Raw genomic sequence first — 25,776 nt, 5'->3', positions numbered from 1 at the left:
AGGTCTTCATGGGCAACGAGTCATTGCAGGCCCTGACCCTGGGGCAGATTCTGGACCGCACCGTGGCCGCCTACGGAGACCGGGATGCGCTGGTTTACGTGGATCGGGACTTCCGGCTGACCTACGGTGAATTCGCCGAAGTGGTGGACCGGCTGGCCAAGGGTCTGATGGCCATGGGTGTGAAGAAGGGCGAAAAGGTTGCCGTGTGGGCCACCAATATCCCATACTGGGTGGCGCTGCAGTTTGCCACGGCCAAGATCGGGGCCGTTCTACTCACGGTCAATACGAATTACAAAACCGCCGAACTGGCTTATCTGCTGGAACAGTCCGACACCGAAACGCTTTTCATCATCGACGGCTACCAGGATACCGACTACATCCAGACCGTATATGAGCTGATTCCCGAACTGAAAACCGAAGAGCGGGGAAAAATGATCAGCGGGCGGTTCCCGCATCTGAAGCGGGTCTGTTTCCTCGGGCAGGAAAAACACCGGGGCATGTACAGCATGCCGGAGATCCTGGCCCTGGCGCCGATGACGACCGACGACCAGTACGCCGCCCGGCAGGCCGAGCTGGACGTGCACGACGTGGTCAACATGCAGTATACGTCCGGCACCACCGGATTTCCCAAGGGGGTCATGCTGACCCATTACAACATCGGCAACAACGGCTGGTGGATCGGTGAAAATCAGCGCTTTTCCGAAAAGGACCGCATGTGCCTGCCGGTGCCCCTGTTCCACTGCTTCGGGTGCGTGCTGGGGGTGCTGGCCGCCGTGACCCACGGCACCGCCATGGTGATCCTGGAAAAATTCGACCCGGTGCAGGTGATGGCGTCGGTGGAGCAGGAGCGCTGCACGGCGCTGTACGGGGTCCCCACCATGTTCATCGCCGTACTGGAGCATCGCCTTTTCGACAAGTTCGACTTCTCCTCGCTGCGCACCGGGATCATGGCCGGATCGCCCTGTCCAGTGCCTGTGATGCGCCAGGTGATCGAACGCATGCACATGAACGAAATCACCATTTGCTACGGCCTGACCGAGAATTCTCCGGTGATGACCCAGACCCTGCCCGACGACGACCTGCGCCGCCGCACGGAAACCGTGGGTCGGGCCATGCCCCGGATCGAGGTCAAGATCGTGGACCCCGAAACCGGTGAGAAGTTGCCGGCAGGACAGCAGGGCGAGGTCTGCTGCCGGGGTTACAGCGTTATGAAGGGCTATTACAAGATGCCCGAGGCCACACAAAAAGCCATCGATGACGAAGGATGGCTGCACTCCGGGGACCTGGGTGTGCTGGACGAAGACGGCTACCTTGCCATCACCGGACGCCACAAGGACATGATCATCCGCGGCGGCGAGAATATCTACCCCCGGGAAATCGAGGAATTTCTCTTCGGCATGGAGGGCATCATGGATGTCCAGGTGGTGGGCGTGCCCAGCAAGAAGTACGGCGAGGAGGTGGGGGCCTTCATTATCCGCAAAGAAGGTACCGACATCAACGAAGGCGACGTCAAGGATTTCTGCCGCGGACAGATCGCCCGTTACAAGATCCCCAAGTACGTGGCCTTCGTGGACAGCTTCCCGCTGACCGCCAGCGGCAAGGTGCAGAAGTACAAGCTCCAGGAGCAGTCTGTCGATCTCTTTCCCGCAGCCAATGCAAAATAAACCCTACCGCATCGACGCCGTCCTTTTCGACCTAGACGGCACCCTGACGCAGCCTGGAGCGCTCGACTTCCCGGCGCTCAAGCGGGACATCGGCTGCCCGCAGGGAACCCCCGTCCTGGAGTTCATGGCCGGGTTGGAGGACGAAGGCCGACGGCGGGAGATCACCCGCCGGCTGGACGAATTCGAAATCCAGGGGGCCCTGTCGTCGCGACCCAATGTGGGTGCCCAGCGGCTGATCAAGACTATAAAGAAAGCCGGGCTGCCGGTGGGAATTCTTACCCGCAACAGCCGAGCCTCGACGCTCAGGGCGCTGGAGAACTTTGACGATGTCAGCACATCGGACATCGACGTGATCGTCACCCGGGAAGACCCGGTGAAAATAAAGCCCTCCGGGCAAGGGGTGCTGCTGGCGGCCCGCAAGATGAAGGTGGACCCGGCCTACGTACTGGTGGTGGGCGATTTTTCGTTCGACATGGATGCCGGACACGACGCCGGTGCTTTGACCGCCTATCTGGCCAACGGCAATCCGTTGCCCGAAGGCTTGGTCTGCGATTTCGTCATCGATGCCCTGCCGGACCTGGAGCCCATCCTGGCAGAAGGCGCCTGTCTTGCCGCCGGCAAACTGCCCAACGCCTTTCTCGAAGAGCTGTTGGCCCGTTACCCCATCGAAGATCCCTCGGTGATCGTAGGGCCGTCGGTGGGAGAGGACACCGCCGCCGTGGACATCGACGGTCAACAGGTGCTGGTGCTCAAATCCGATCCCATCACCTTCGCCACCGAAGCTATCGGACGGTATGCCGTACTGATCAATGCCAACGATATGGCCACCGCCGGCGTCGACGCCCGCTGGATGCTGGCCACCCTGCTGCTGCCCTGCGGCTTTTCCCGGTCCCAGGTGCGGCAGATATTCGCCGATCTCAACGCGGCCTGCACCGACGAGGACATCACCCTGTGCGGCGGGCACACAGAGATCACCGATGCGGTCTGCCGGCCGGTGGTGACCGGTATGATGACCGGAACCATTGCCCGGGATGACCTGATCCGCAAGAACCGCATGGCCGCCGGCGACCGGCTGCTGGTGACCAAAGGCATTGCCGTGGAAGGCACGGCCATCATTGCCGCCGAGTTTTCGGATCTGCTGCTGGAAAGAGGCATGGCTGTCGAGGAGATCGAAAGCTGCCGCCGTCTGGCATCCATGATCAGTATCCTTCCCGAGGCCCGCATTGCCTGGCGTGTCGGCGGCGTTTCCGCCCTCCACGACGTGACCGAAGGCGGGATCGCCACAGCCGCGGTGGAGTTGAGCCAGGCCGGCGGCAAGGGCCTGCGCATCCGCAAGGAGGCCGTGCCGGTCTTTGCCGAAACCCGCCGGATGGGGAGTCTGCTGGAAATCGATCCGTTGGGATTGATCGGGTCGGGCAGCCTGCTGATCTGCTGCCGGCCGGACCATGTGGAACGGCTGGTTGCCGAACTCACCCAAAGCGGGATCGCCGTTGCCGATATCGGAGAGGTGACCGATGGTCCTCCTTGCGTCGAAGCTTTTGAAAACGGTTCGCCGGCGATGTGGCCTGCTTTTGCGGTGGATGAGATTACGAGGCTGTTTAACTCTTAAAACGGCCGCCTGGCGAATAGAACCGAGGTTCTCCATTCCGGCGGCCGGCCGGCCCGACAATCACCGGCCGTTCGATTTTTCGCCGCAAGGAGATCGCAACGATCAAAACGAGCATCAGGATGGCCATTGCCGCAGCGATGGGCCGGATCCAGACCAGGCGTCCGACATCCCAGCCGCCGAAATCCGCGGCGATGAAACATCCCCCCCCTCCACCGCCATCCCCAGAACTGCTGCCGGCCGTCGAAGAGACCGTCCTCGGGGTGGTGGCGGCCGTTTCGTTGGAGTAGCCCGTCCGTTCCCCACCACTTAAGGTGAGCAGCCGGTAGACATAGGTTGCACCGTCAGCCAGGCCGCTGTCGCTGTACGCCGTTTCGTCGGCGCCGACAATGGCGATGGTTTCGTATTCGCTTCCCGAGTTTGGCCTGCGCTGAATCTCGAATCCCGTGTCCACGGGTTCGGAGGCCGTCCAATCCAGGTCGATCCGGTTGGCTGCCGACCGGGAGTCAAGGTCCACGTTCGCCATGGAAACCAGGGCGCTGTATAGATTTATTCGTCCGCCCGTGGCTACGTACCCGGTCAGGGCCGCCTTTCGATCCACCGTGGATTCGATCACCAGCCGAACCTCCGTCGGCGTCAGGGTGGGCTTCTGGGCCATGATCAGGGCGGCCGCACCCGAAGCGTAGGCGGCGGACATGGAAGTGCCCGAATAATACTGATAGGCATCGGCTCCATGGGTGGTGTCGGCACAGGTGACGGCCAGGTTATCGATGAGATAGCCGTCGGCCGTCCCGGAGTCGTCGCTGACAAAACGAAAGCGCATGTAAACCGAGCCTTTGCCGTCATAGGCCTTCAGGTCGATGACGGCCAACTGCGAGCTGCCGATGGTGCCGGTCACGGCGGCCACGGGGCCATCATCCAACCCGATCCAGAGGGTATCCCAGGTGGAACCGTCGGTGGAGACCTCGACATAGAGGCGGTCACCGCTGCCGCTGGTGGTGCCGGTGATCGTAAAATCCAGGCGGGCGCCGGTGCGTCCGGTCAAGTCGAACGGTTCCATCCGGGCCCAGGCGTTCATGTCGTCGGTGTAGTCTGCACCGGGGCTTTCGGTGATCACCGTGACGCCGGGAATGCTTTCGTGGCCCCAGGCGCTGCCGACGCCGCCGAAGGTCCAGGCACCAAGGTCATCGAAATTTTCCGAGGACAGGATCTGGCGGTCGGGAACGGTGCTGTAGACATTGGTGCCCGGCGCGGCCACGTCAACCTGGCTGTCGCTGTAATTGGTCCACCATGCCGGGTCGTCACCGGCGTTGGAGGCGGCAACCGAAAGGATGTTGGCGCTGGTGAAGCTGGCCGGGTATGTGGGAACATCGTCGAGATCGCTGCCGGCGTTGCCGGCGGCGCACACCACCAGGGCTCCGGCTGCACCGGCGTCGTCGATGATGTTTTTCAGCCCCACGCTTTCGCCGGGACCGCCCCAGCTCAGGTTGATGATGTCGGCGCCGTTATCCATGGCGTATTCGATGGCCGCGATGGCATCGGCGGTGGTACCGTAGTCGGCGGCGGAGATAAAGCGCAGGGGCATGATGCTGACCTGCCAGTTGACCCCGACAATGCCGGTGGCGTTGTCTCCCACGGCTCCGATGATGCCGGCCACATGGGTGCCGTGGCCGTAGTTGTCGGTGGGATCGTTGGGGTGGTTGTCGTCATCGGCAAAATCCCATCCGTTGACATCGTCCACATACCCGTTGTTGTCATCATCGACGCCGTTGTCCGCGATTTCACCCAGGTTGGTCCATATGTTGGCCGCCAGATCGGGATGGGCCGGGTCGATGCCGCTGTCCACTACGGCCACCACGATGTCGGAGCTGCCCGTCTCCAGATCCCAGGCGAGATCGGCATCCATGTTTACCAAACCCCATAGCTGGTCCATCATGCTGTCGTTGGGGACCGCCTGGAGCCGGTAGCGGTAATTGGGCTCGGCAAAAACCACATCCGGATCCGAGCGGTAAAGGGCCACGGCCTGGGCGACCGTCATCTCCTCGGGCAGCCGGACCTTGCGGATACCACTTCTTTTTAAGGTCCGCACGTGGTTCATCCGCCACATGGATCGGTAGTGCAGGGCCTGCTGTGCCGCCGTGCTCTCCCGGTATTTCACCAGCACCTCGCCGTCCACAAAGGGGCGCGCATCGGGTGTGCCGGCCGCTACCGGCCGGCCGCCGGCCAGCAGGAGAATGGCCACCATCAATCCCGTTATGATCCGATTTGCCTGCATGGTTCCTCTTATTTTTCCGCTTGCGGGGCTGTCGCACGGATATTCAGCCGCAAAGAGCGATGGGCGGTGTCGATCCGGCGGAACCTTTCCTTGAAAATCAGTTGTGCCAATATTGGGTGATCCGTTCTTGAAGGAAGATATCGGCATCTGGTTCCGGGACTTGAGCAGCCTGTTCAAGCCCCGGTTTGCGGTTCAGCTTTCCGGGGCACAACAGAGGTTGACACTCAATATCTTTTCTTGTAAAAATAACTGGTTAATAAACAGGTGACAGGCCTCTCGCGGGTAAATACACATCCTGGGTTGCGCTCCGGAACGGAAAAGGAAATCTCATGGGGAACGTACTGGTCATCGACGACGATGCGGCGGTTTGCGATGCGCTGTCCGAACTTCTCACCCACATGGGGCATGCGGTGGATACGGCCATGCGCCGCGATTCGGGCATGGAGAAAGCTTCTTCCAACGCCTACGACGTGATCCTGCTGGACGTAAAAATGCCCGACGGCAACGGCCTGGATCTGCTGCCGAAGCTGAAATCCCAGGCCAACGATCCGGAGGTGATCATCGTCACCGGATACGGAACGGCCAGCGGTGCGGAATTCGCCCTGAAAAACGGTGCCTGGGACTACCTTGAGAAAAAAGCTTCGGTGGAGGACCTACTCCTTTCCATCAACCGCGCCCTGCAATATCAGAAAGAAAAGCAGGGCAGCCAGCCCCTGGCCCCGGTCAAACGGGAACGGATCATCGGCAGCAGCCCCAAGATGCGACCCTGTTTCGATTTACTGGCCCAGGCCGCGGTCAGCGAAGTCAATGTGCTGATTACCGGGGAGACCGGAACGGGGAAAGAGCTTTTTGCCCGGGCCATCCACAGCAACAGCCCCCGGGCCGCCCATGGCACCGAATCGGTGGTGCCCTTGAAGCGCAACCCCCGCGCAGAGAAGAATTTTGTGGTGGTGGACTGTGCCGCCCTTCCGGAAACCCTTGTGGAAAGCGTTCTTTTCGGCCACGAGAAAGGGGCCTTCACAGGTGCGGACCAAACCCAGCAGGGGCTCGTGGCCCAGGCCGACGGAGGGACCTTGTTTCTGGACGAGGTCGGGGAATTGCCGTTGGCGGTCCAGAAAAACTTTCTGCGCGTGCTTCAGGAAAAGCGCTATCGTCCCGTGGGCTCCAAGCGGGAGAGAGAAAGCAACTTCCGGCTGGTGGCGGCCACCCACCGGAACCTGGAACAATTGCAGCAGGACGGGAAGTTTCGTCAGGATCTGCTCTACCGCCTGCGGGCGCTGACCATCGATCTGCCGCCGCTGCGGGAACGCCGGGAGGACATCAAGGAACTGGTCCGCCATCACACCGCAAGGCTGTGCCGCAGCTACAAGATGGATTCCAAAGGGTTCGACCCGGATCTCCTCGAGGCCCTGATGGCATACGAGTGGCCGGGAAATGTCCGCGAACTGGTCAATACCATCGACGGCATGCTTGCCGTAGCCGGCCAGGATGCCACCCTTTTTCCCAAACACCTTCCCCTTCACATCCGGGTGAAAATCGTCTGCAACGCCTTTAAGGAGAAGGCACAGACCAAGGAATCCAGCGACGATCACGAGGACAGCACATCTTCCTCGGACGCCGATTCGTTGATAAGCTTCAAGGAGTATCGCCTGAACGCTGAAAAACGCTACCTCGAAAACCTTATGGACGGCACCGGTCGCAACATTGCCCAGGCCTGCAAGATCTCCGGGATTTCTCGTTCCCGCCTGTACGAACTGCTCACCAAACATCAGATCGGCGAATCCGAAGAAGAAGACGAAAACCAACAGACCGGCTGATTCCTTTCCCTATCCGATTTCCCGGATCTTGTCCGAAAAACCGGACGTTCCTGCGGCCGTCGGCGTATTGTTTTTATGTCCCATCCCGCCTTTAAAGTTCTATAAGACTCCGTAAAAAAAGCATAAAAATTCTGATTTTCCAATCAGGCACAGTTGTTGCCAATCTCCTTGTCGTTGTCCCATGCCAAGGAAACGTAAAGGAGATCAACGAATGCTGCTGCTATACGCAAAGGCCCGGAGCGACATTTTTCAACAGCTCATCCAGATTATCGACAGCAGGGTGTCGGGAGCCTGTTTGGAAAACTACTCAAATCTGGAAGAGCTTTTCCAGCGGCTTCACAAACCGCGCCTGAACATCAAGATCGCCGTATTTTCCATCGGCAGTGCAGCGGAGTTGGATCGATTGCTGACCGTCCGGGATTTGCTCGCCGATATGCGGCTGGTTCTCGTTCTGGCCGACAGGGACCCTCGAACCTTATCCAAGGCCCACGCGCTGACGCCGCGATTTATTACCTTCGACGATGCCGGTGTCGCCCCCTTGGTGTCGGTGGTAGAAAAGATGATGGGATGCCAGATCGACCGTCTCCCCTCCCGGCAATCGATGCTGGAAGCCGCCCACCCTTAAAATGTATCCCCAGCAAAGAAAATACCCGAGGAAAGTCTGCTGGCCCCGGGGCCTGCTGGCCATTCTGTTCGTTTTGACTGCAGTTCCCGTCCTGGCCGATCTGCATACGACTCCGAATTGGTTTGATTCCAACGGAACAGCAAGCCAGCCGGACTGGCACTACCGGGTCCCCATCGTCGTTTCCTCCGCTGTTTCTAACAGCAGCACCATCGTGGTCGATGTCGACTTCGACGCCCTGTTGTCCGATCTTGGCATTTCCGGCACCTTCGACGCGAATTCGCCCCGGGTTGTGCGCAGCGGCGGCGAACCGGCAGACGTCCAGCAGTTCACCGATTCCGTCTACATGGATGCCACCGATGCCACGAACAACGGCCGGGGCGAGGTCCGATTCATTCATCAGGACAGCGGATCCACGACCTACTATCTTTATTTCGACATTACCGAGAACGGAACCAAGTCTGCCTGGTCGGCGGCCGATACCATCAACGGCAATTTCGAGTTCGCGGAAACCGGGGACCAGGATGTCGCTGGATGGAGCGTCGATGCCGACAGCGGCTTCGATGCCGAGGTGAGGCCCAGCGAAAACCCGAGCGTCAACTCGGACACCACCGGTTCCAATACGGCCTACGTTACCACCGACGGCACCCCCCACAACGGGCAATATGCATTTTTAATGGGGGCTCGCAGCCGGAACGAACCGAACAGCGCCAGCCCGGCCGTGACGATTTCCAGGCAGATCGATGTGCCGTCCTCCGATCCGGGAGAACTCACCCTCCGCTACCGTTTGGAAGGGTGGGACAGCAGCGCCGACGGTGCCAGCCAGTACGATTATGTCCGTATCCGCCTGGTCGGCAGCAGCACTGTGGAACTGGTGGGGCCGGATGCCGGCAATTACAACCTGCTGCCGTATTCCCCCAATTACGGGACCAACGTGGTTTCCAGCGGCCAATCCGGCTACGGACAATACAATGGCTGGGACACGGACACCAGCGGTGGTCGCCATTATTCGCCGGCGATGACGTTGGCCGCGGGAAGCGAGCCCTGGTTCACGGTCAGCGCCGATTTATCCGCTTTTACCGGGCAGACCGTAACGCTGGAGATCACCAGCAGCCACTACCAGGATTATCGCTCCTGGGTGCATGTGGACGACGTGCAATGGTCGGTGGCGGCAGCCACGCTGGGCAGCCCTCAGGCGTTCGGCACCGACATTACCGCCCCGACGGCTGCCGCTGCCGGTGCGACCCTGGTTCTTTCCGCAGAGGTGGATGCCCAGCCGTCTGCGGTGGTGGCGGACATTTTCGACGACAGCGATGCCGCGGTGGCCGCCGGTATCGTCCTTTACGATGACGGCACACATGGAGATGCCGCCGCCGATGACGGCCAGTGGACCAACGACGGCTCGGATACGGCCAGCCCAACCGTGACCGTGCCTGTTGCAACGGCCCTCGGGGTCCAGTGGAAAACCGTACTTTACGCCTTGGACGAATCGGGCAGCCTCGTTTCCGCCACCGACGGACTGGTGCACATTCCGGGGCAGGCAAGCGCAGAAAGCCAGGCCAATTACTACAACATCGACGAACAGGCCTTTACCATCGTCGAAGCGGCCGCGGAGCTGTCCACATCGACGAAAATCGTCGTGGACCTAAACGGCGGGAGCCTCTATCCCGGAGATGTCCTGCGCTATACCATTACCCTGATCGAATCAGCCGGCGTGGCGGCCACCGGCGTGCGCATTACCGACACGATTCCCGCCAACCTGTCCGACTTCACGGTGGTAAGCATTCCCACCGGTGCCGTCGATGCCTCCACGCCCGACGGTACCGGCGCCAACGGCAGCGGCTACCTGGACGTCATCGACATCGATGTATCGGCCTACGGCAGTACAACCGTGGTTTTCGATGTTACCGTGGACGCGTCTGCGCCTTCAGGAATTTCCATCGACAACACGGCCACGGTCTCTCTGGACGGCGATACCGCAGCCAGTCCCCAAGCCGCCACCATGACGGTGGCCAGCCCGCCCAGTTCGGGAACCAAACAGCTATACCTGGCCTCGAACACCGATCTTTCCCGGACTCCACCGTCCACCCAGGAATATCAACGAATTAACCGCAATAACGACAATACCTGGACCCTGACGCCGGCCCTGGCAACGGATTTCCAGATCGACGACGGTGAGGATATCGCCGTGACCCTTTTGCTGCGAAGCGACGGCTATTGGGGAAACGTCACCCTGGACCTGGAACTGTCGTCTTCCGGAACCACTACCGGAACCATCGGCACGCTTGATGGTCAGTCCCTTTTTCTGAACGGCACGGTGCAGGCGTATACCTTCACTTTCACCGCGTCGGGCGTCACCGACCTGGCGGCCGGTTCGGCGCTGCAGCTAATCGTCAGCAATACCTCCTCGGGGGGCGGGTGGAGCAGCAGCCGCGTCCGGGTTTACACCCTGTCCGGCGACGATATTTCCCAGGTGGCCCTTGCGACGGACACTGTCATCAACGTGGATATGATTGCGTTCTATGACGCCGCCTATCCCGACGGCCAAACGGTTGTATCGGCGTCCCCCGGAGACACCGTTTACGTTCGCGCCACTGTCAGCGATCCTTTCGGCAGTTTCGACATCAGCGGCGCCGGTGTCGAAATTACCGGTCCCTCGACGACCGGCAGCTACGCCATGACCGAGGTGGAGGACAGCGGAGATGCCACCAAGATTTACGAGTACGCCCTGACCCTGCCGACCATCGGCAGCGACGGCACCTGGACGGCCGTGGTCACAGCAGCTGAAGGCACCGAGGGCACCATCACCCACCAGCAAACGGCATCCCTGACCGTGGGCGCGCCCCTGCTTACCGTGCTGAAATCCGCCGGCAGCGCCACCGCCGCCCCCGGCAGTCTGATCACCTACACCGTTCAGGTGGTCAACACCGGCACGGGCGAGGCGGTCAACATCGAACTGGACGATGCCATGAGCCCGTACACGGCCCTGCGCATCGCCTATGACGGCAGCGGAACGCTGCCCTTCGACCTGGTCAGTGGACCGACCGGGCTGACGCTGGGGACGCCGGTTTATTCGGACGACGGCGCCACCTACGGCTACGGCCCGCTGGTTTCGGAGGGCGGCGGGGCACCGGCCGGGTATGACGCCAACGTTTCCCACTGGCGGCTGCCGATCAACGGCAGCCTCGCCGGAAGCGGTGAAGGTTTCATCATGCGATATCAGGTGATCGTGAAATGAGAGCAATGCACTTCAAATAACATGGAGGAAAGAGAAATGAGAACAAGAACGTTTTTGATCCTGGCAGCACTGGTTTTGATGTTACTGCCATTTGACGCGTGGGCCAAACCCGAGGTCAAGGTAAACATGACGGTGGAAAAGGAGATCTCTGTCGTCGAAAACGGCAAGACCGTTGTCAAGCGGGTGGCCGCCGACACGGTGGAAAGCGGGCAGACACTTTTCTACACCCTGACGGTCACCAACCGGGGAGATGAAAAGGCCGCCAACGTGGTGCTCAACAATCCGGTGCCTGAAGGCACGGCTTACGTCGCCGACAGCGCGTACGACGAGGGGGCCAAAATCGTCTTTTCGGCCGACGGCGGCCAAAGCTACGACGTTCCGCCCCGCCTGACGGTAAAGGTGAAGAAAGACGACGGTTCGGTTGGAAAACGAATCGCCTCCCCCGAAGAGTATACCCACATCCGCTGGACCGTCGCAGAGGTGCTGCCGGGAAAAAGTCTGAAACTGGGGTATCGAGCGACGGTTAAGTGAGGATGGCTCCCACGAAGTGTTGACCAGCGTTTGCAACCATTTTTCTCATAAAAATATTGTCAATGAATCAAAAGGAGAAGAGATGAAAACAAGAATAAAAAGAAGAAATGAGTGGGTCCGTGCCGGACCCAAGAAGAGGAGTTAACAAATTGCCCAAGTTTCTCCTTACGTATTCCCCCGAAACCAGTACGTAAGTTAACTTTGATCAAGGAAAAGGAGAAAGTATGAAGACCCGCAAGCAGAAGAGTTGGAACTCCCCCATAAAAAAACTCGCCTGGGTGTTTGCCGCAGCATTGATGATGCTCAATGCCCAGCAGGCAATGGCCAGTACCGCCGAAAACACGACCATTACCAACACGGTGACCGTCACATACGAAGACGCTCAAGGCGCGGCCATGGAGGCCATCACCGCCACGGCGACCGTGACCGTTGCCCTGGTGGAGGCCGCACCAACCATTACCTCTCCCGCCGACATCGACCCGACCAACGAGAATACGGCTAGCACCCTGATCTATACGGTTACCGGCAACGCCAACGGCGATGACAGCTATACGATTACCTTCGCGCTTGTCAATACGGACATCGGCGCAGTAACCGTTGCGGATGTCCCTGTCACCCTCGGCGGCACCACCCTGGCAGCCGCCGCCAGTGCAACCGAGACGCAGATCATTGTGCCCTACGACAGTAATGCGGACGGTGACAGCGCTGCCACCAACGGAATCGAACACGACGATACGATCATCATCGGTGGCAGTGCCTATGTCGTCGATACCGTTTCGGAGAACTCCTCCACCAATCTGACCACCATCACCCTAACGACGGCGCTTTCTTCTGATGTGTCTATTGGCGAAATCGTCGGCGAACAGCAGGAAATCAATGTCACGGTGACCACTGACTACCTGGATACCGGCGCAACAGTCGGTACATATGCAGTCACGGCAACCATTACCTCGGACTCGGACAGCAGCGCATCTGCGGCCCAGGATCCGGTGACCATGATTACCGTTCGTCTGACCCAGCTCACCGTGGCCAAATACGTTCGGGATATAGCCAACGACAGCGGTACGACCCCCTCGTACAGCTATAACGGTATTACTTACTATACCAGCGTTTCCGCGGAACCAGGAGCCACGCTGGAGTATATCGTCGTCGTCACCAACGATACCGGAGCCGCGCTCGAAGCCACCAATGTGGTGATTGAGGATCCTATCCCTCAGTTCACTACCTTCTTGTCAGGCACCATCAGCCTTGACCCGGACATTGACGATTCAACGGACCCGCTCGATACATTAACCGACGCAACCAGCGACGACGCGGGCGAACTGGATGGCGACACCGTCCGGATTCGTGCCGGAAGCGGCGGCACCGACACCGTTGGCGGCACCCTGGCCGAAGACCAGACGACTGTGGGGATTTTTCGAGTCACCATCGACTGATGCATCTGAAATGAACCTGTAACCGGCGCCGGGATTCCTCCCGGCGCCCCTGCAGTTCACTCATTATGGACAGGTGCGTCATGAGAAAATTTATTTCGATCATTGCCCTCTTTTTTCTGTTTACTTTATGCGTCCACATCGGACGCGCCCTGGCCGATGTAGCGGCCAACTCGCAGATCGTCAGCGAGGCCACACTTACCTTTGACGATGGTTCGGGTTCCCAGACCGTGACCGCTTCGGTCACCGTAACCGTGTCCCACGTGCCCGGCATTCCCACCATCGATTCCCCGGCCGACGGCACGATCGCCTATGCCGGTGCCGGTACCGAGCTGGATTTCACCTACATCATCACGGCCAACGGCAACGGTCCGGACACCTACACGATTGCCAGCAGCGTGACTGGCCAGACCAACACCAGCGGTGCGAACGCTACCTTGGCAAGCAGCACCGTTGACCTGGGCGCGACCGTCACGGTCAGCGGCAGTACGGATTCAGTGCTACAGGTGCCTTCCGACGGTGATGACACGGACAGTTCCGTGAACGGCATCGCGGTGGGAGACACCGTGGTGGTCGATGGTGAAACGCGCACGGTCACGGCCATCAGCGATCCGGCAACGGGTACGGCCACCATCACCCTGTCGGCCGCGCTGTCTGCAGCACCGACCGCTGGTGTCTCGATCCTGGAACAAGCGACCGTCACCCTGACCGTAAGCTCCGGTACCGTCGTCACCACGGGCACCGATATCGTGGTGACCGCGCAAACTACGGCATCCAGCTCCGCCGGCTCGAGCACCGCCGATGAAGTACAGGCCACGTATACCAGTGGAAGCGCCACGCTGACCAAATACGTGAGAAATGTGACCGACCCCAACGGCACCACTGGCGCAACTTCATTTACGGTAAACAGCGACACCAACGATTACTACACCGACGGCGTCACCGGTGTTCCGGGAGACACTTTGGAATACCTGCTGCTGGTGGAAAATGCCGGCAGCGGAGACGTTACCGATTGTGCCATCGACGATGTGCTGCCCGCCGATTTCGTGACCCTGGTGACCGATGCCTACAGCGGCTACGCCGTGACCTATGTGGCTGCCGACAGCACCGAAAGTACGCTCAGCCAGGATGCGGATGCGGATGCCGCGACCCTTTCGGGGACCACACTCACCGTGAACGTGGGCACCGGTGCCTCCAGCACCTCCGGGGGAACGGTCGCGGCAACCGAAAGCATCTTTATCGTCTATCAGGTAACCATCAACAATTAACCGGATAACGGCCGCCGATTCATGAACCCCTACCAGCCACCGCGTACATGCCTGCCATCTGAGCGGGCACACACAAGCGCAGCCAGCCGCATGGCGGGATTTTTTCTCGCGATGCTGCTGGTGGCGGCGTCTTTTTGCGGGACGGCTGGGGCCGTTACTTCGTTTACCAATTCGGCAGAGCTTTCCGGTTCCGGTGGCGTGATTTCATCGGCGTCGGTGACCGCCTGGCTGAGTACTTCCACCTCATCCAATATCTCATTCCACCGCTACGCGCCTTCGGCGACTGGCGCCACAATAGTAACTGTGCCCACGACCTCCAGCAGCACCACCGGAGGCACATCCGGCGGCACCCAGTCTATCAACCAGATTTATGCCGTGGGAAGCAGCACGCCCATTGACCTCAGCGTCCCGGTGCCGCTGGTGGAGACGGCTACCTATCACCAGAACGAACCGGTTTTCATTCAGGTGGTCGATGGCGATCAGGACCAGGATCCGACGACGGCGGAAACCGTTTGGGTGCTCGTATCGGTTCCCGCCAGCGGTGAAATCGAGTTGCTGCTGCTCACGGAATCCGGTCCGAATACCGGTGTATTCGTCGGCTATATTCAAAGCTCCGGTTCCGGAACGGTGACCGCCTTCAACGGAGTGCTCAACGTAGCGGCTGAACAGTCGGTCACGGCCCAATATGCGGACAGCACCGACAGCACCGACGCGGCCTCGACGACGGCGCTGGTGGACCCCTACGGCATCGTGTTCGACAGCAGCAGCGGAGATCCCTTGGACGGCGTGGAACTGACGTTGATAGACGTCTCCACCGGCCAGCCGGCCACGGTGTACGGTGACGACGGGATCAGTTCGTTTCCCGCCACGATCACCTCCGGAGGTACGGTCACCGACAGTTCCGGCCGGACCTATTCCTTTTCGACCGGAGAATTCCGCTTTCCCTTTGTTTCTTCCGGAAGCTACCGCATCGAGATCGACCCACCCGACGGATACCAGGCTCCCTCGACCGTGTCCACCGCCGAGCTGCAAGCCCTGCCCGGCAGTCCCTTTGCCATTCTGGACCCAGGATCGCGGGGGGAGGCATTCATCATCAATCCGGATGCCTCAGTGAACCTGGACATTCCCGTCGATCCACTGGCCGGAACCTTGTGGTTGAGAAAAAGCGTCTCGGAAGATGCCGCCGCTATCGGCGATTTCCTTCAGTACACGCTGGATTTGGAAAATACCGATACGCAGGCCGCCAATGGCGTGGTGATTATCGACCGCCTGCCGTTGGGTTTTCGGTACCAGGATGGATCGGTCAGACTGGACGGCGAGCGGATGGACGAACCGGCAATATCGGCCAACGGCCGCACACTCACCTTCAGCCCGGGAACCCTGGCGGCCGGGGATGCCGTTGAGGTTCGCTATGTCGTGGAAGTGGCCGCCGGCATCCGGCTGGGCGAAAACGTCAACACGGCCACGGCCGCAGACGATGCCGGCAACGGCTCCAACACGGCCACGGCCACGGTTCAGGTGAAAGAGGACCTGTTTCGCAGCACGAATACCATCGTGGGCCGGGTGATCGCCGACAACTGCGGAGACCTTCCTACCGAGGCGGCCGATGGGGTCGAGGGGATCCGTATCTATATGGAAGACGGCACCTTCGTGATCACCGACAAACAGGGCATGTATCATTTCGAAGGGGTGTCCAGGGGGTCCCATGTGGTGCAGTTGGATGTGGACAGCCTGCCGGACAGCGTCGAGATGTTTGCCTGCGAGAAAAATAACCGCCACGCCGGCACTCCCTGGTCCCAGTTCGTCGACATGCAGGGCGGAACCCTGTGGCGGGCCGATTTCCATGTGGTCCGCAAGCCCGGCGTGGATCCGGACACGCCCGTGGCTGGCCGGGACCGCAACCCCGGATGCGGCCAACCTTACGATGACAGTCCGGCCGTCGTGACAGAAGAACAAGTGGGCATCCTGGCCCCGCTCGACGGCAGCCGCCTGGTCAACTCGGTCAATGCGGTTCGCGTGCGCCTGGATGCAAGGCTAACGCCCAGGCTGTTGCTGGACGGCAAGGAAGTTTCAAAAAAGCGCATCGGCTTCACCCTGAAGGATCCGGGCAGCAAGTACGCGCTCTATTCCTATATCGGAGTCGATTTTGGTCCCGCCGGCGAGCACACCCTCGAGGTTCAGGGGATCGGTCCCTTCGGCAACGCCCGTTTCAAGCAGACCTGCCACGTGGTGCGCACCGGCCGGATTGCAGCCATCCGGCTTCTGCAGTCGGAAGGCAATGTGGCCGACGGCAAAACCCCGGTGACCCTGAATCTGCAGCTGCTGGACGGCCGGGGCCAGCCAATCCATGCTCCGGCCGAACTGGAAATTCGGGACGGCAACCTGAAGCCTTGCCGGCCGACCGGCGACGACCTCAGCCGCCAGGCACCGGCAAAAAGCGAGACGGTTTCCGTGACGGCCGACGGTCAGGCCCGCTTTGCGCCGGTGTCCGCCAGCGGCCGCTACCGAATTTCCCTGGGGTACAACGATGCGGTTGTGGATGCCGAGATTTACGTACAGCCGTTTTTGCGGGAGTGGATCATCGTCGGCCTCGCCGAAGGAACGACTGGCTACAACACCCTTTCGGGCAACATGGAAAACCTCTCCGATGCCGACGAGGAAGAAAAATTCTACCAGGACGGCCGGGTGGCCTTTTTCGCCAAGGGCAAGGTACGCGGCAAGTGGCTACTGACCTTGGCCTACGACTCCGAAAAAAACCGCGACGATCCCGACAACGAGCTTTTTCAGACCATCGATCCGGACGCCTACTACACCTTGTACGGCGACGCAACTACCCAGCAATACGATGCAGCCAGCATCCGAAAGCTCTATGTGAAGCTGGAGCGGGAGCAGTTCTACCTGCTTTTCGGCGACTACGATACCGGTTTGACCGTAACCGAGTTGAGCAAATACAGCCGCAGCCTCAACGGCCTGAAAACCGAATTTGCCGGCAGGGTTTTCTCCTTCAACGGATTTGCCAGCGAGACCAACCAGGCCTATGTCAAGGACGAGATCCGGGGCGACGGGACATCGGGGCTCTATCGACTTACTCGCAGCAGCATCCTGATCAACTCCGAAACGGTCACCATCGAAACCCGCGACCGCTATAAAAGCGACGTGATCCTGTCCACCCAAAATCTCACCCGACATGTGGACTATTCCATCGACTACGATGACGGCACCCTGTTTTTCAAATCTCCGGTATACAGCCGGGACGACGATCTCAATCCCGTCTATATCGTGGTGGAGTATGAATCCGACGACCGGAGCGACGACGCCGTCACCTATGGCGGGCGGGGAGCGGCGCGGATGCTCGACGGGCGGGTGGAGGTCGGTGCGACCTATATTCATGAAGGGCCGACAAACGCCGACGGCGATCTCGGCGGCACCGATATCACGGTGAAGGTGGATGAGAAAAACTCGCTCAAGGCGGAGTTTGCCGCCACCCGGCGCGAAGAAACCGGCGATACGCTGCGCGACCAAGCCTGGCTGGCGGAATGGAACCACCACTCGGAGAAGACCAACGCCAGGCTGTACGCCCGCGAGCAGGGCGAAGCCTATGGACTGGGCCAGCAGAACGCAAGCGAGACGGGGACCCGAAAGCTAGGCGTCGAGGCGGACTATCGGTTCAACCGGACGGTTACCGTCAGCGCCGACCTGTATCGCAGGTACGACCTGGACACCGACGCCGAACGGGACATGGGCGAAAGCCGGGCCACCTACGACAACGGCGATTACCGGCTCTACAGCGGTTTTCGTCTGGCCGAAGACCGTTTGTCGGACGGGAGCACGGACCGCTCCAACATGCTGCTGGCCGGTGCGTCTCGGTCATTTTATGAGAACCGCCTCGGCCTGCGGCTGGATCACGAGCAGCTTGTAAGCAGCGGCGACAACAGCAGTGACTACCCCACCCGGACCCTGTTCGGCGCCGATTTCCGCCTCACCGACAGGGTCTCCCTGTTTGGCGAGCAGGAACTGACCTGGGGCAGCGACGAGGACACCCAGACCACGCAGGCCGGCGTCCGGGCCACACCCTGGCGCGGTGGCCAGTTGGGCACCTCGGTGGGCAGGGAGTACAGTGAAAATTCCCGGCGAGTGTTCGCCAATCTGGGCCTTGACCAGACCTGGCAGATCAGCGAGCGTTGGTCCCTGGACGGCGGTTTCGAGCGCAGCCATACTCTCGACGGGCACTCGGACGCCGGTTCGGACAGTTTTGCGGACGACGACTTCACCGCCCTGAGCCTGGGGGCCGGATACCGGGCCGATGTGTGGTCCTGGACCTCCCGCGCGGAAACCCGTTTTGCCGATGATGAGAAGAAGTGGAACCTGCTCTGCGGCTTCATCGTCGAGCCCATGCACGGCCTGGGGCTTTCCGCCGGACTGCAGCTCAATATCACCGATGCGGAAAACGGGCAGGACGACGCCGAAGGCGACCTTCGGTTGAGCCTGGCCTGGCGGCCCAAAAATACTCGCTGGATCGTGCTGGACCGCCTGGAGTACAAGTTCGACCGCATCGATGGCACGAGCAGTGATTCGGACAGCCAACGGATCGTCAACAACCTCAACCTCAACTTCAAGCCCGACAATCGGCTGCAATTGTCCGGGCAATACGGTGCCAAATTCGTGCTGGCCACATTCGACGACGACACCTACACGGGGTTTACCGATCTGATTGGCCTGGAAGCCCGCTATGACATCACCCGGCACTGGGACATTGGCCTGCGCACCAGCGTATTGCACTCCTGGAATGCCGGACAGGTGAACTACAGCGCCGGGGCATCCGTAGGCTACGCCATCGTCAAAAACGCCTGGCTGAGCGTGGGATACAACTTCATCGGATTCGAAGATGAGGATTTCTCCCAGGGCAGTTATACGGCCCAGGGGCCATTCGTGCAGTTCCGCTTCAAGTTCGACCAGCAGACCGTGCGCGAGATGGTGGACTGGTTCGGGGGCAGGACGCGCTAACGGCAGGCCGACATCCCGACGATTCGTGAAGTGGCCCTTATGCTCAAAATAATCATTTATATTATGGCAACATAACAAACCAATATTTGTCATTCCGGCGGAAGCCGGAATCCAGGAAAAGTCTGGATGCCGGATCAAGTCCGGCATGACAGAGTTGGTGTCTTGACTTGCCGGAGCAATAAATCGGCATTGAATTTAAGGATGGTAATTTATACAATGCCGACTACGCTTTGGATATTTACCACTTTAAATTCGGCTGCGTTCGATGGTCGAATCGCCGTCGAATCCTGCCAGAGGGGGGAAAGACAGTGGATCAAGAAGTAGAGAAAATTAAGATGTCAGAGGAGTTCAGAATTTGCCCGGCCTGCGGCTACCGGGATGGGTTCCACTCCATGTTCCGCAAGCAGGGGCGGACGACACAATGGTTGTTCATCTGCCCCTCCTGCCACAAGATCTTTGATATTGGCTTTACGCTGCCCCTGGGATCAAAACACACGCATGAAATAGACGATCAGGGCAAAGAGTGATGGGAACCCCATCACCTTGGCCAGTTCCAGGATTGAATAGAAATCCACGAAAAATTCAGGACTCTGGTCAATGACCTTGAACAGACCGTGGTAGTGGTTCAACCGATCCATCTGCCGTTCGATCTCCTGCAGCCGCTCGGGATCGACAGTATCCGGCCCTTCGGCGGACAGGGCCTGCCACTTGTCATAGGCGATGGAAATGTTGGCCTTGATGAAATGCATGCGCTGGAGCTTGAACTCCCGCACCATATTGCGAATCTTGAAATATGGATAGATCCAGTAGGCCAAAAGCAGGGGCATCATGGAGAAGATCCAGAAAAGATCCCGTCCGCTGAGATATTTCCATCGCATGATGATGGGAATGGAAGAGGAAAAGGTGATAATGATGCTGCCGGTGGTGGCAAACGTTCCGATGACGGAGATCCATTTCTGCAGTCCCCAGGTTTTCAGGGGGGAGAGGGGGTTGATGGACAGATCTTTCAAATTGCACAGCTCGCGGGTGAAAAGCAGAGAACTGATCATCATCCAATGGATGGGACTCACGATCAGAACGATCAGGATGACAACTGCGTGAGTGGAGGGCAACTGGTTCTTGGAAACGATGAAAAAGAAGCCATAGAGAACGAAAGCAACGAAAAGCTGCCAGGGGGAACGGAACATGATGCGGATCTGCCGGCGGAGACGTTTCAGTGTGGTAACGCTGCCGAGCATGGTACCGATCTCTTCAAGGGAGTATAGAACCTTGCGGCTCATGATGCGGATTCCGGTGAGGGAGGCTACCAGGGTTGCCGTCATCAGAAAAAAGAAGATGACATGCTCCCGAGTCGGTCCAGGTGAACTGAGGGACAAGACCCTTGCTATCAGCAGGGAAAGGACGGCGCCAATGCACATGTAAAACCACAGGTAACGATTCGGACGGTAACCGGGTATCCGGGAGATAAGACAGATGGGCATGGGGGCATAGTAGCTCATTTGTTTCGCTACTAAACGGCTGCGGAACCTGATCTTTTGGTCAATCCCGGGATAATTCATCGGTAGTGCCCAAAAGGACTCGCCAGGGTCGAAACTCACTTCCTTGGGGTCAAACGTGTTGCAGGAAAACAACCGGAGTCCTCCCGCACTTTCCTTTAACTCAAGGTATAATTGCCTTAGCTGTTGGCAGAAAACCTGGGAACCCTTGAGAACGGAATTGCATTGTTTCCCGAATCGGGTTCCAAGCCATCCATCGCTGGAAAACGACAACGAAAGGGAAGGCAGTCTTAAAGGAAGTTTGTCCAGGACCTTGAAAAAGGATGCTGTTATCGTTCGCCCCTCGCTGAAAATCGTGCTCCAGCGATGGAAAAACAACGCAAGCAGCAAGGTCAAAACGGCCATCAACATGAATCGGCCGAGGGCCTTGTAAAAAAAGAGTTCGAAAAGGTCTTTCAGCTTGTCCCCCAGCGATGCCTCCCAACTTTTGCGAATGGTGGTGGCGCAGACATCGATCATTTGGACAATCTGGGCCTCAAAAGGTGTTTTCGCGATTCCCGGGGCCGTTTTCAGCGCCAGAAGCTGACTGTGGGCGAGTGAATAATCCCCAAGTATCATATTGGCCTTGGCCAGATAGAACAGTTCGCGCATCTTCTCTTCAGGGGCCTTTTTAAAGACGTCTTGTGGTGCAACGATGTGTTCGAGGGCAGCTTTTACACATACCCAACCCCCCATACACTCTCGGCCTCCTACCGCGTTGGTTTCCAAATGTGTAATGGCGCCGAATACCCGAATCTTCGGATCGTCGTCCGAACTTCCTAGAAGATCTCCGGCACCGCAGCTGCCAACTCCGCCCGCGCAGATATCGCCAAATGTCATGTCCAGCGGTTTCGGGCCATCGGCTGCCCATGGATAGCTTTTTGCCAGGTCCCGATAAGCCATCCACGCCCGGTAGGCGTCGGTGATACGGCTAAGGTGGAGATTCACCGTTAAACGGGTTGAATAGAGTATCCGTTGCTCCTCGGGGGACAGTCTGCGCGGATCGACCGATTCGAAACAGCGTTTCAAGGTCAGAAAATCCCAAGCCAGAAGCCGTTCACTGGAAAAGTTGAGCAAAAAGGACGCCAGATTCTCTTCCTTGGGTTGTGCATCGCTATGCAGGCCGCCGGCATGGACGGTATGCAGCCAGCCGAATTTTTGTTTGAAAAAATCTACTTCCGGCGCGCAAATTTTGCCGATGAGGCTCTCCATGAGCCTGTCGAAATCGGGATCGTTTCCCAGGCCAGGCATGTTAATCAGCCAGTCGTAGTCAATATGGGCCCCCACGAATTGTTTCCGTCCCATCTGGGCGACGATACGGTACAACAACAGGTAGCGGGTCTCCCGGGTTGTGAGGGATCCGTCGTCAAAGAACTTGACCATGGCATACAGGCATTCATAGTCGCCATTGCGGATATACTTGTCTCCGGTTTTCTGGAGAAATGCGATGAACCGGGCGCCCCGACGTTGGGCAAGCGCGTCTTGGGCGTGCTGGAGGTCGGGAATGCAAGGCAAGATGTTGCCTTCGCTTCCGGTATCGCAGCCACCTTGGCCAGCAGCCGTCAACAGCAGGATCAACACCCATCCGCAGACCATCTTAAAGCGGGCAATCGGACGCTTCATCGGGCACCTCGTGGATGTTAGGGTGATCGATGTCCCCGCAAAGGGGCAGCCTGTCCGTGGTCAGCTTACTGTTTCAGTAGAGTGGTTCGGATTCGATAATGAGAAGTTGCCGGGTGCGGTATCCGTTCGAATCGCAAATGCGCAGAACGTCATCAACTGCTGGAAAGATACCACGCTCCCGGGATGACATCAAGGCCCGAGTATTCTTTCTCGACGTCGGCATATGCAAAATTGTCGAGATTCTTCGCTGTATGGCGCTTACAAAGTCTCCTGCTGGTGCTTCATCAGCCCTTTGATGCTTTGGACGATCAGTTCGAGCCTGCGAATGGTCTCCAGGCGGGTCGTGTTTTGGGGGAGCGTCGGGTCGTCAATCCGCCGGCGGTATTGTCCGGCCACCGCAGTCAGCAGATCGGCAATGGAGCGGTCGTCTTCCATGGCAGTTCTCCACAGGCGGAGGATGGGTTGTTTGTGGGATCGTATACGAAACGGCCGGAATTGAAAAGCGCTAAGATATTGCGTCACGATTGGATGCGGGCTGCCCGGCGCCCTTGACGAAAAGTCGCAGCCGGCGAGAGGCCAGCGACGAGAAAAACCCCTCGTCGACAGTGGCTTCCCGGCCATCCAGACATGCCTTGACAACGGCGCCTGGTGAGACGGCTTGGAGACGGTCGGCAATCCACTGGAGGTCGCGGCCATGGATTTCGACGCCACTTTCGAGAAGTCGTCCCCCCAACTCCCTGGCCACCATGTTAAACATTTTGACGGTTACCCGTCCCGATGTTTCACCGGCCTGTCTTTTATCAGCGCTTTGAGAAATATCTTTGCGAAAGGCTGCGTAGCGGCCGCCCTTGCGCATGGTGGCCCCCAGCAGGCCGGGCATGGCGGCACTGAGCGCTATTGTGCAGCCGTCCCGGATTACCGCAGCATCCACATCGTCAACCGGCCGGGCGTCCAGAAAAAGGGTTTGGATGCGCTGGTCCAGGTAGGTTTGGGAAAGACCCAACTGTCCGCATAGAAATTCTCTCAGGGTACAGCCGGTGACGGCGGGCAGAACCACGCCCCTTTCCAACAGCGAGAAAAAGCGAGGCAGATGTGCGACGTCGATCTCCAACGCGACTTCGATCATGTCGTCTCCTCCACAAAGGGGCGCTTGTGAAACCCAACGACACACGGGGAGATCCTCGTGGATCTCCCCGTGTATGGGATGGCTTGGAATCCTGGCGAGCAGCCGTTACCAGTTGAAGACGGTGTCCAGTTCCTCGTCTGTAACGCCGAAGGTGACGTTGTGGGGTGCCAGGGCTTCGTTCTTGAAATAGTCGGGCAGCCGGTCGTCTTTGGCGGTGAATCCGGCAGCCTTGTTGAATGCCAGTTCATTGTCGATAACCGATTTGCCTAAGGTCCCCCAGTCATCCGCCGTAAATGGTTTCCCGAGAAAACCACTGATAGTGTCCATGAGAGCCTGGAAGGTTTCAGCCTGATCGAGAATGGCGAAGGCGATGAACAGGCACATGCCGCTGGAATCGATGGCCGCCGTTGCGATCTGAAGGTTGCGGGACAGTTCGACCTGTCCTTCGGGTTTGAGGGCGTCCACGCTGCCGCCGACGCCCAGCAGGTTGGTAGCCACCGCGTAGCCGGCGGTGTGGTCGGCGCCCATGGTGGTGGTGGCGTAAGTGACGCCGATGCCCTGGACCGCACGCGGGTCGTAGGCCGGCATGGACTGGCGCTTGACGACGGGGACCCGCTCCACACCGAACACCTGCCCGGTGACGGCTGCGCCGTTGCCCAGAATCCTCCCCAGCGGTGTGCCGTCGCCCACTTCCTGGAGCAGTTTGATGGCCGCCTGGCCGTCTCCGAAACTGGCCAGGCCGGCGTCCATGGCCACGCCGATGGTTGCGCCCATTTCGATGGTATCCAGCCCGAAGTCGTCATCCATACGGTCCAACTGGGCGATCACATCCAGATCGTCGATGCCGCAGTTGCCGCCATGGGCCCAAACGGTTTCGTACTCGGGCTGCTTGGTGACGAAGTTGCCATCCTTGTCGTAGAAGGTCCCCGAACAGCGGATCACGCATCCCCGGTGGCAGCCGTGGGTGGCCGAGCCTTCCCCGCCGCGTTCGTTTTCCAGAGCGGCCTGGGTTTCACCGGAAATCTTGGAGGCACCTTCGAACTGGCCGGTCTTGAAATTGTTGGTTGGATAACCGCCGGCCTCGTTGACCACATTGGTCAGCACGTTGGTGCCGAACGCCGGCAGCCCCTCGCCGGTGACCGGGTGTTTGCGCAGTCCCTCGGCAAAGGCCTTGTTGGCCGCCTTGAATTTTTCGGGATCGGCCGGCTGCCGCATTTTCATGCCTGCGTCGTCCAGAACGATGGCCTTGATGCCCTTGGCTCCCATAACGGCGCCGACGCCGCCGCGGCCTGCGTGGCGGGTGGGGCGCTGCTCCACATCGGTGAAAGCCACGGAAGCGGCTGACATCTTCATTTCACCGGCCTGGCCGATGGTGATGCAGGCCACCTTGTTGCCATATTTGGCGGCGAGCTTTTCGACTGTGGCGTAGTTGCCCAGGCCCTTGAGTTCGTCGGCGGGCTCTATGGTTACACCGTCTTTGTTGACAATGATTTTGTAGAGGCGGTCATCGGCGGGCTTGCCCTCCAGAACGATGGCCGCGTAGCCCAGCCGACCCATCACCTGGGCGCCCTGGCCGCCCGAGTTGGCTTCCTTGATTCCACCAGTCAACGGGCTTTTGCAGCCGACGCTGATCCGGCCGGAGATGGCCGCGGCCGATCCGCTGAGCATTCCCGGTGCGATGACCAGCTTGTTGGCGCCTCCCAACGGATGGCAGGAGGGCGGCACCTCTTTGGCCACCATGGTCGAAGTCATTGCACGGCCTCCCAAGCCGGCGTACGTTCCAAGGGCTTCGGTCTTGGCGGCCGGTCCTCCGGGAGCCCCCACGTCGATTCTCAAGATTTTGTCCATTGCGTCCCTCCTGTGCAAAGTGAAGGTAATGTCAAACCCAATCCGCGGCTTGGCGGTGGTTAATCGCAAAGATGGTGATTTGTGGATCGTCTTCGGATCGGAAACGAACCATTGATTGATCGTCAACCCGTCCCTGCTTTATATTGTAATAATTGGTATCTATGGGTAGTGTCAAGGAAAACCAGA

General features: G+C 59.3%; 14 protein-coding genes. 9 read left to right on the top strand and 5 right to left on the bottom strand.

Translation table 11 applies throughout. From position 1 onward, the window contains the following. Positions 1-8: 8 nt before the first annotated feature. The gene (locus GN111_RS12775; protein ID WP_155304115.1) at positions 9-1,664 is read left to right on the top strand and encodes an AMP-binding protein; all 1,656 of its coding nucleotides are present in this window, start codon (positions 9-11) and stop codon (positions 1,662-1,664) included. Continuing rightward, on the top strand, positions 1,654-3,273 hold the full coding sequence (locus GN111_RS12770) for an HAD-IA family hydrolase (protein WP_155304114.1): 1,620 nt from the start codon (positions 1,654-1,656) through the stop codon (positions 3,271-3,273). Before GN111_RS12775 ends, GN111_RS12770 begins: the two co-directional genes overlap by 11 nt. Here the strand turns inward: GN111_RS12770 and GN111_RS12765 are convergent. Further along, positions 3,263-5,545, bottom strand: coding sequence for a S8 family serine peptidase (locus tag GN111_RS12765; RefSeq protein WP_170302256.1), 2,283 nt, complete (start codon positions 5,543-5,545; stop codon positions 3,263-3,265). The genes GN111_RS12770 and GN111_RS12765 overlap by 11 nt on opposite strands. A gap of 329 nt (positions 5,546-5,874) precedes the next feature. Between GN111_RS12765 and GN111_RS12760 the strand changes: the two genes are divergently transcribed. From GN111_RS12760 to GN111_RS12730, 7 genes are all read left to right on the top strand, one after another. Continuing rightward, the gene (locus GN111_RS12760; RefSeq protein WP_155304112.1) at positions 5,875-7,362 is read left to right on the top strand and encodes a sigma-54-dependent transcriptional regulator; all 1,488 of its coding nucleotides are present in this window, start codon (positions 5,875-5,877) and stop codon (positions 7,360-7,362) included. A gap of 211 nt (positions 7,363-7,573) precedes the next feature. After that, positions 7,574-7,987, top strand: a complete 414-nt coding sequence (locus GN111_RS12755; RefSeq protein WP_155304111.1) for a hypothetical protein — start codon at positions 7,574-7,576, stop codon at positions 7,985-7,987. Between the two features lies 1 nt (position 7,988). Next, the gene (locus GN111_RS12750) at positions 7,989-11,222 is read left to right on the top strand and encodes an isopeptide-forming domain-containing fimbrial protein (protein ID WP_155304110.1); all 3,234 of its coding nucleotides are present in this window, start codon (positions 7,989-7,991) and stop codon (positions 11,220-11,222) included. A 36-nt stretch (positions 11,223-11,258) separates the two neighbouring features. Further along, complete coding sequence (locus GN111_RS12745; RefSeq protein ID WP_170302255.1) at positions 11,259-11,753, top strand: DUF11 domain-containing protein; 495 nt, start codon at positions 11,259-11,261, stop codon at positions 11,751-11,753. Between the two features lie 224 nt (positions 11,754-11,977). After that, a complete protein-coding gene (locus GN111_RS12740; protein ID WP_155304108.1) occupies positions 11,978-13,189 on the top strand; it encodes a DUF11 domain-containing protein in 1,212 nt (403 codons plus the stop codon). Positions 13,190-13,269: 80 nt separating this feature from the next. Then, positions 13,270-14,454, top strand: coding sequence for a hypothetical protein (locus GN111_RS12735; protein ID WP_155304107.1), 1,185 nt, complete (start codon positions 13,270-13,272; stop codon positions 14,452-14,454). 90 nt (positions 14,455-14,544) lie between these two features. Further along, entirely contained in the window at positions 14,545-19,458 is a 4,914-nt protein-coding gene (locus GN111_RS12730) for a DUF11 domain-containing protein (RefSeq protein WP_170302254.1), read from the top strand. A gap of 485 nt (positions 19,459-19,943) precedes the next feature. Here the strand turns inward: GN111_RS12730 and GN111_RS12725 are convergent, their stop codons facing one another. The 4 genes from GN111_RS12725 to GN111_RS12710 form a co-directional block, all read right to left on the bottom strand. Continuing rightward, positions 19,944-22,616 carry a hypothetical protein gene (locus GN111_RS12725; protein WP_155304105.1) on the bottom strand — a complete coding sequence of 891 codons (2,673 nt, stop codon included), beginning with the start codon at positions 22,614-22,616 and terminating at the stop codon, positions 19,944-19,946. Positions 22,617-22,874: 258 nt separating this feature from the next. Next, on the bottom strand, positions 22,875-23,051 hold the full coding sequence (locus GN111_RS12720) for a hypothetical protein (protein ID WP_155304104.1): 177 nt from the start codon (positions 23,049-23,051) through the stop codon (positions 22,875-22,877). Between the two features lie 70 nt (positions 23,052-23,121). Further along, positions 23,122-23,742 carry a hypothetical protein gene (locus GN111_RS12715; protein ID WP_155304103.1) on the bottom strand — a complete coding sequence of 207 codons (621 nt, stop codon included), beginning with the start codon at positions 23,740-23,742 and terminating at the stop codon, positions 23,122-23,124. Positions 23,743-23,847: 105 nt separating this feature from the next. Continuing rightward, positions 23,848-25,590, bottom strand: a complete 1,743-nt coding sequence (locus tag GN111_RS12710) for an aldehyde ferredoxin oxidoreductase C-terminal domain-containing protein (protein ID WP_155304102.1) — start codon at positions 25,588-25,590, stop codon at positions 23,848-23,850. Positions 25,591-25,776 lie beyond the last annotated feature (186 nt).

Source organism: Desulfosarcina widdelii (genome assembly GCF_009688965.1).
In the GTDB taxonomy this organism is placed as follows: domain Bacteria; phylum Desulfobacterota; class Desulfobacteria; order Desulfobacterales; family Desulfosarcinaceae; genus Desulfosarcina; species Desulfosarcina widdelii.
The sequence above is the reverse complement of the archived record's forward strand: the minus strand, read 5'-3'. Positions and strand labels throughout refer to the sequence as shown.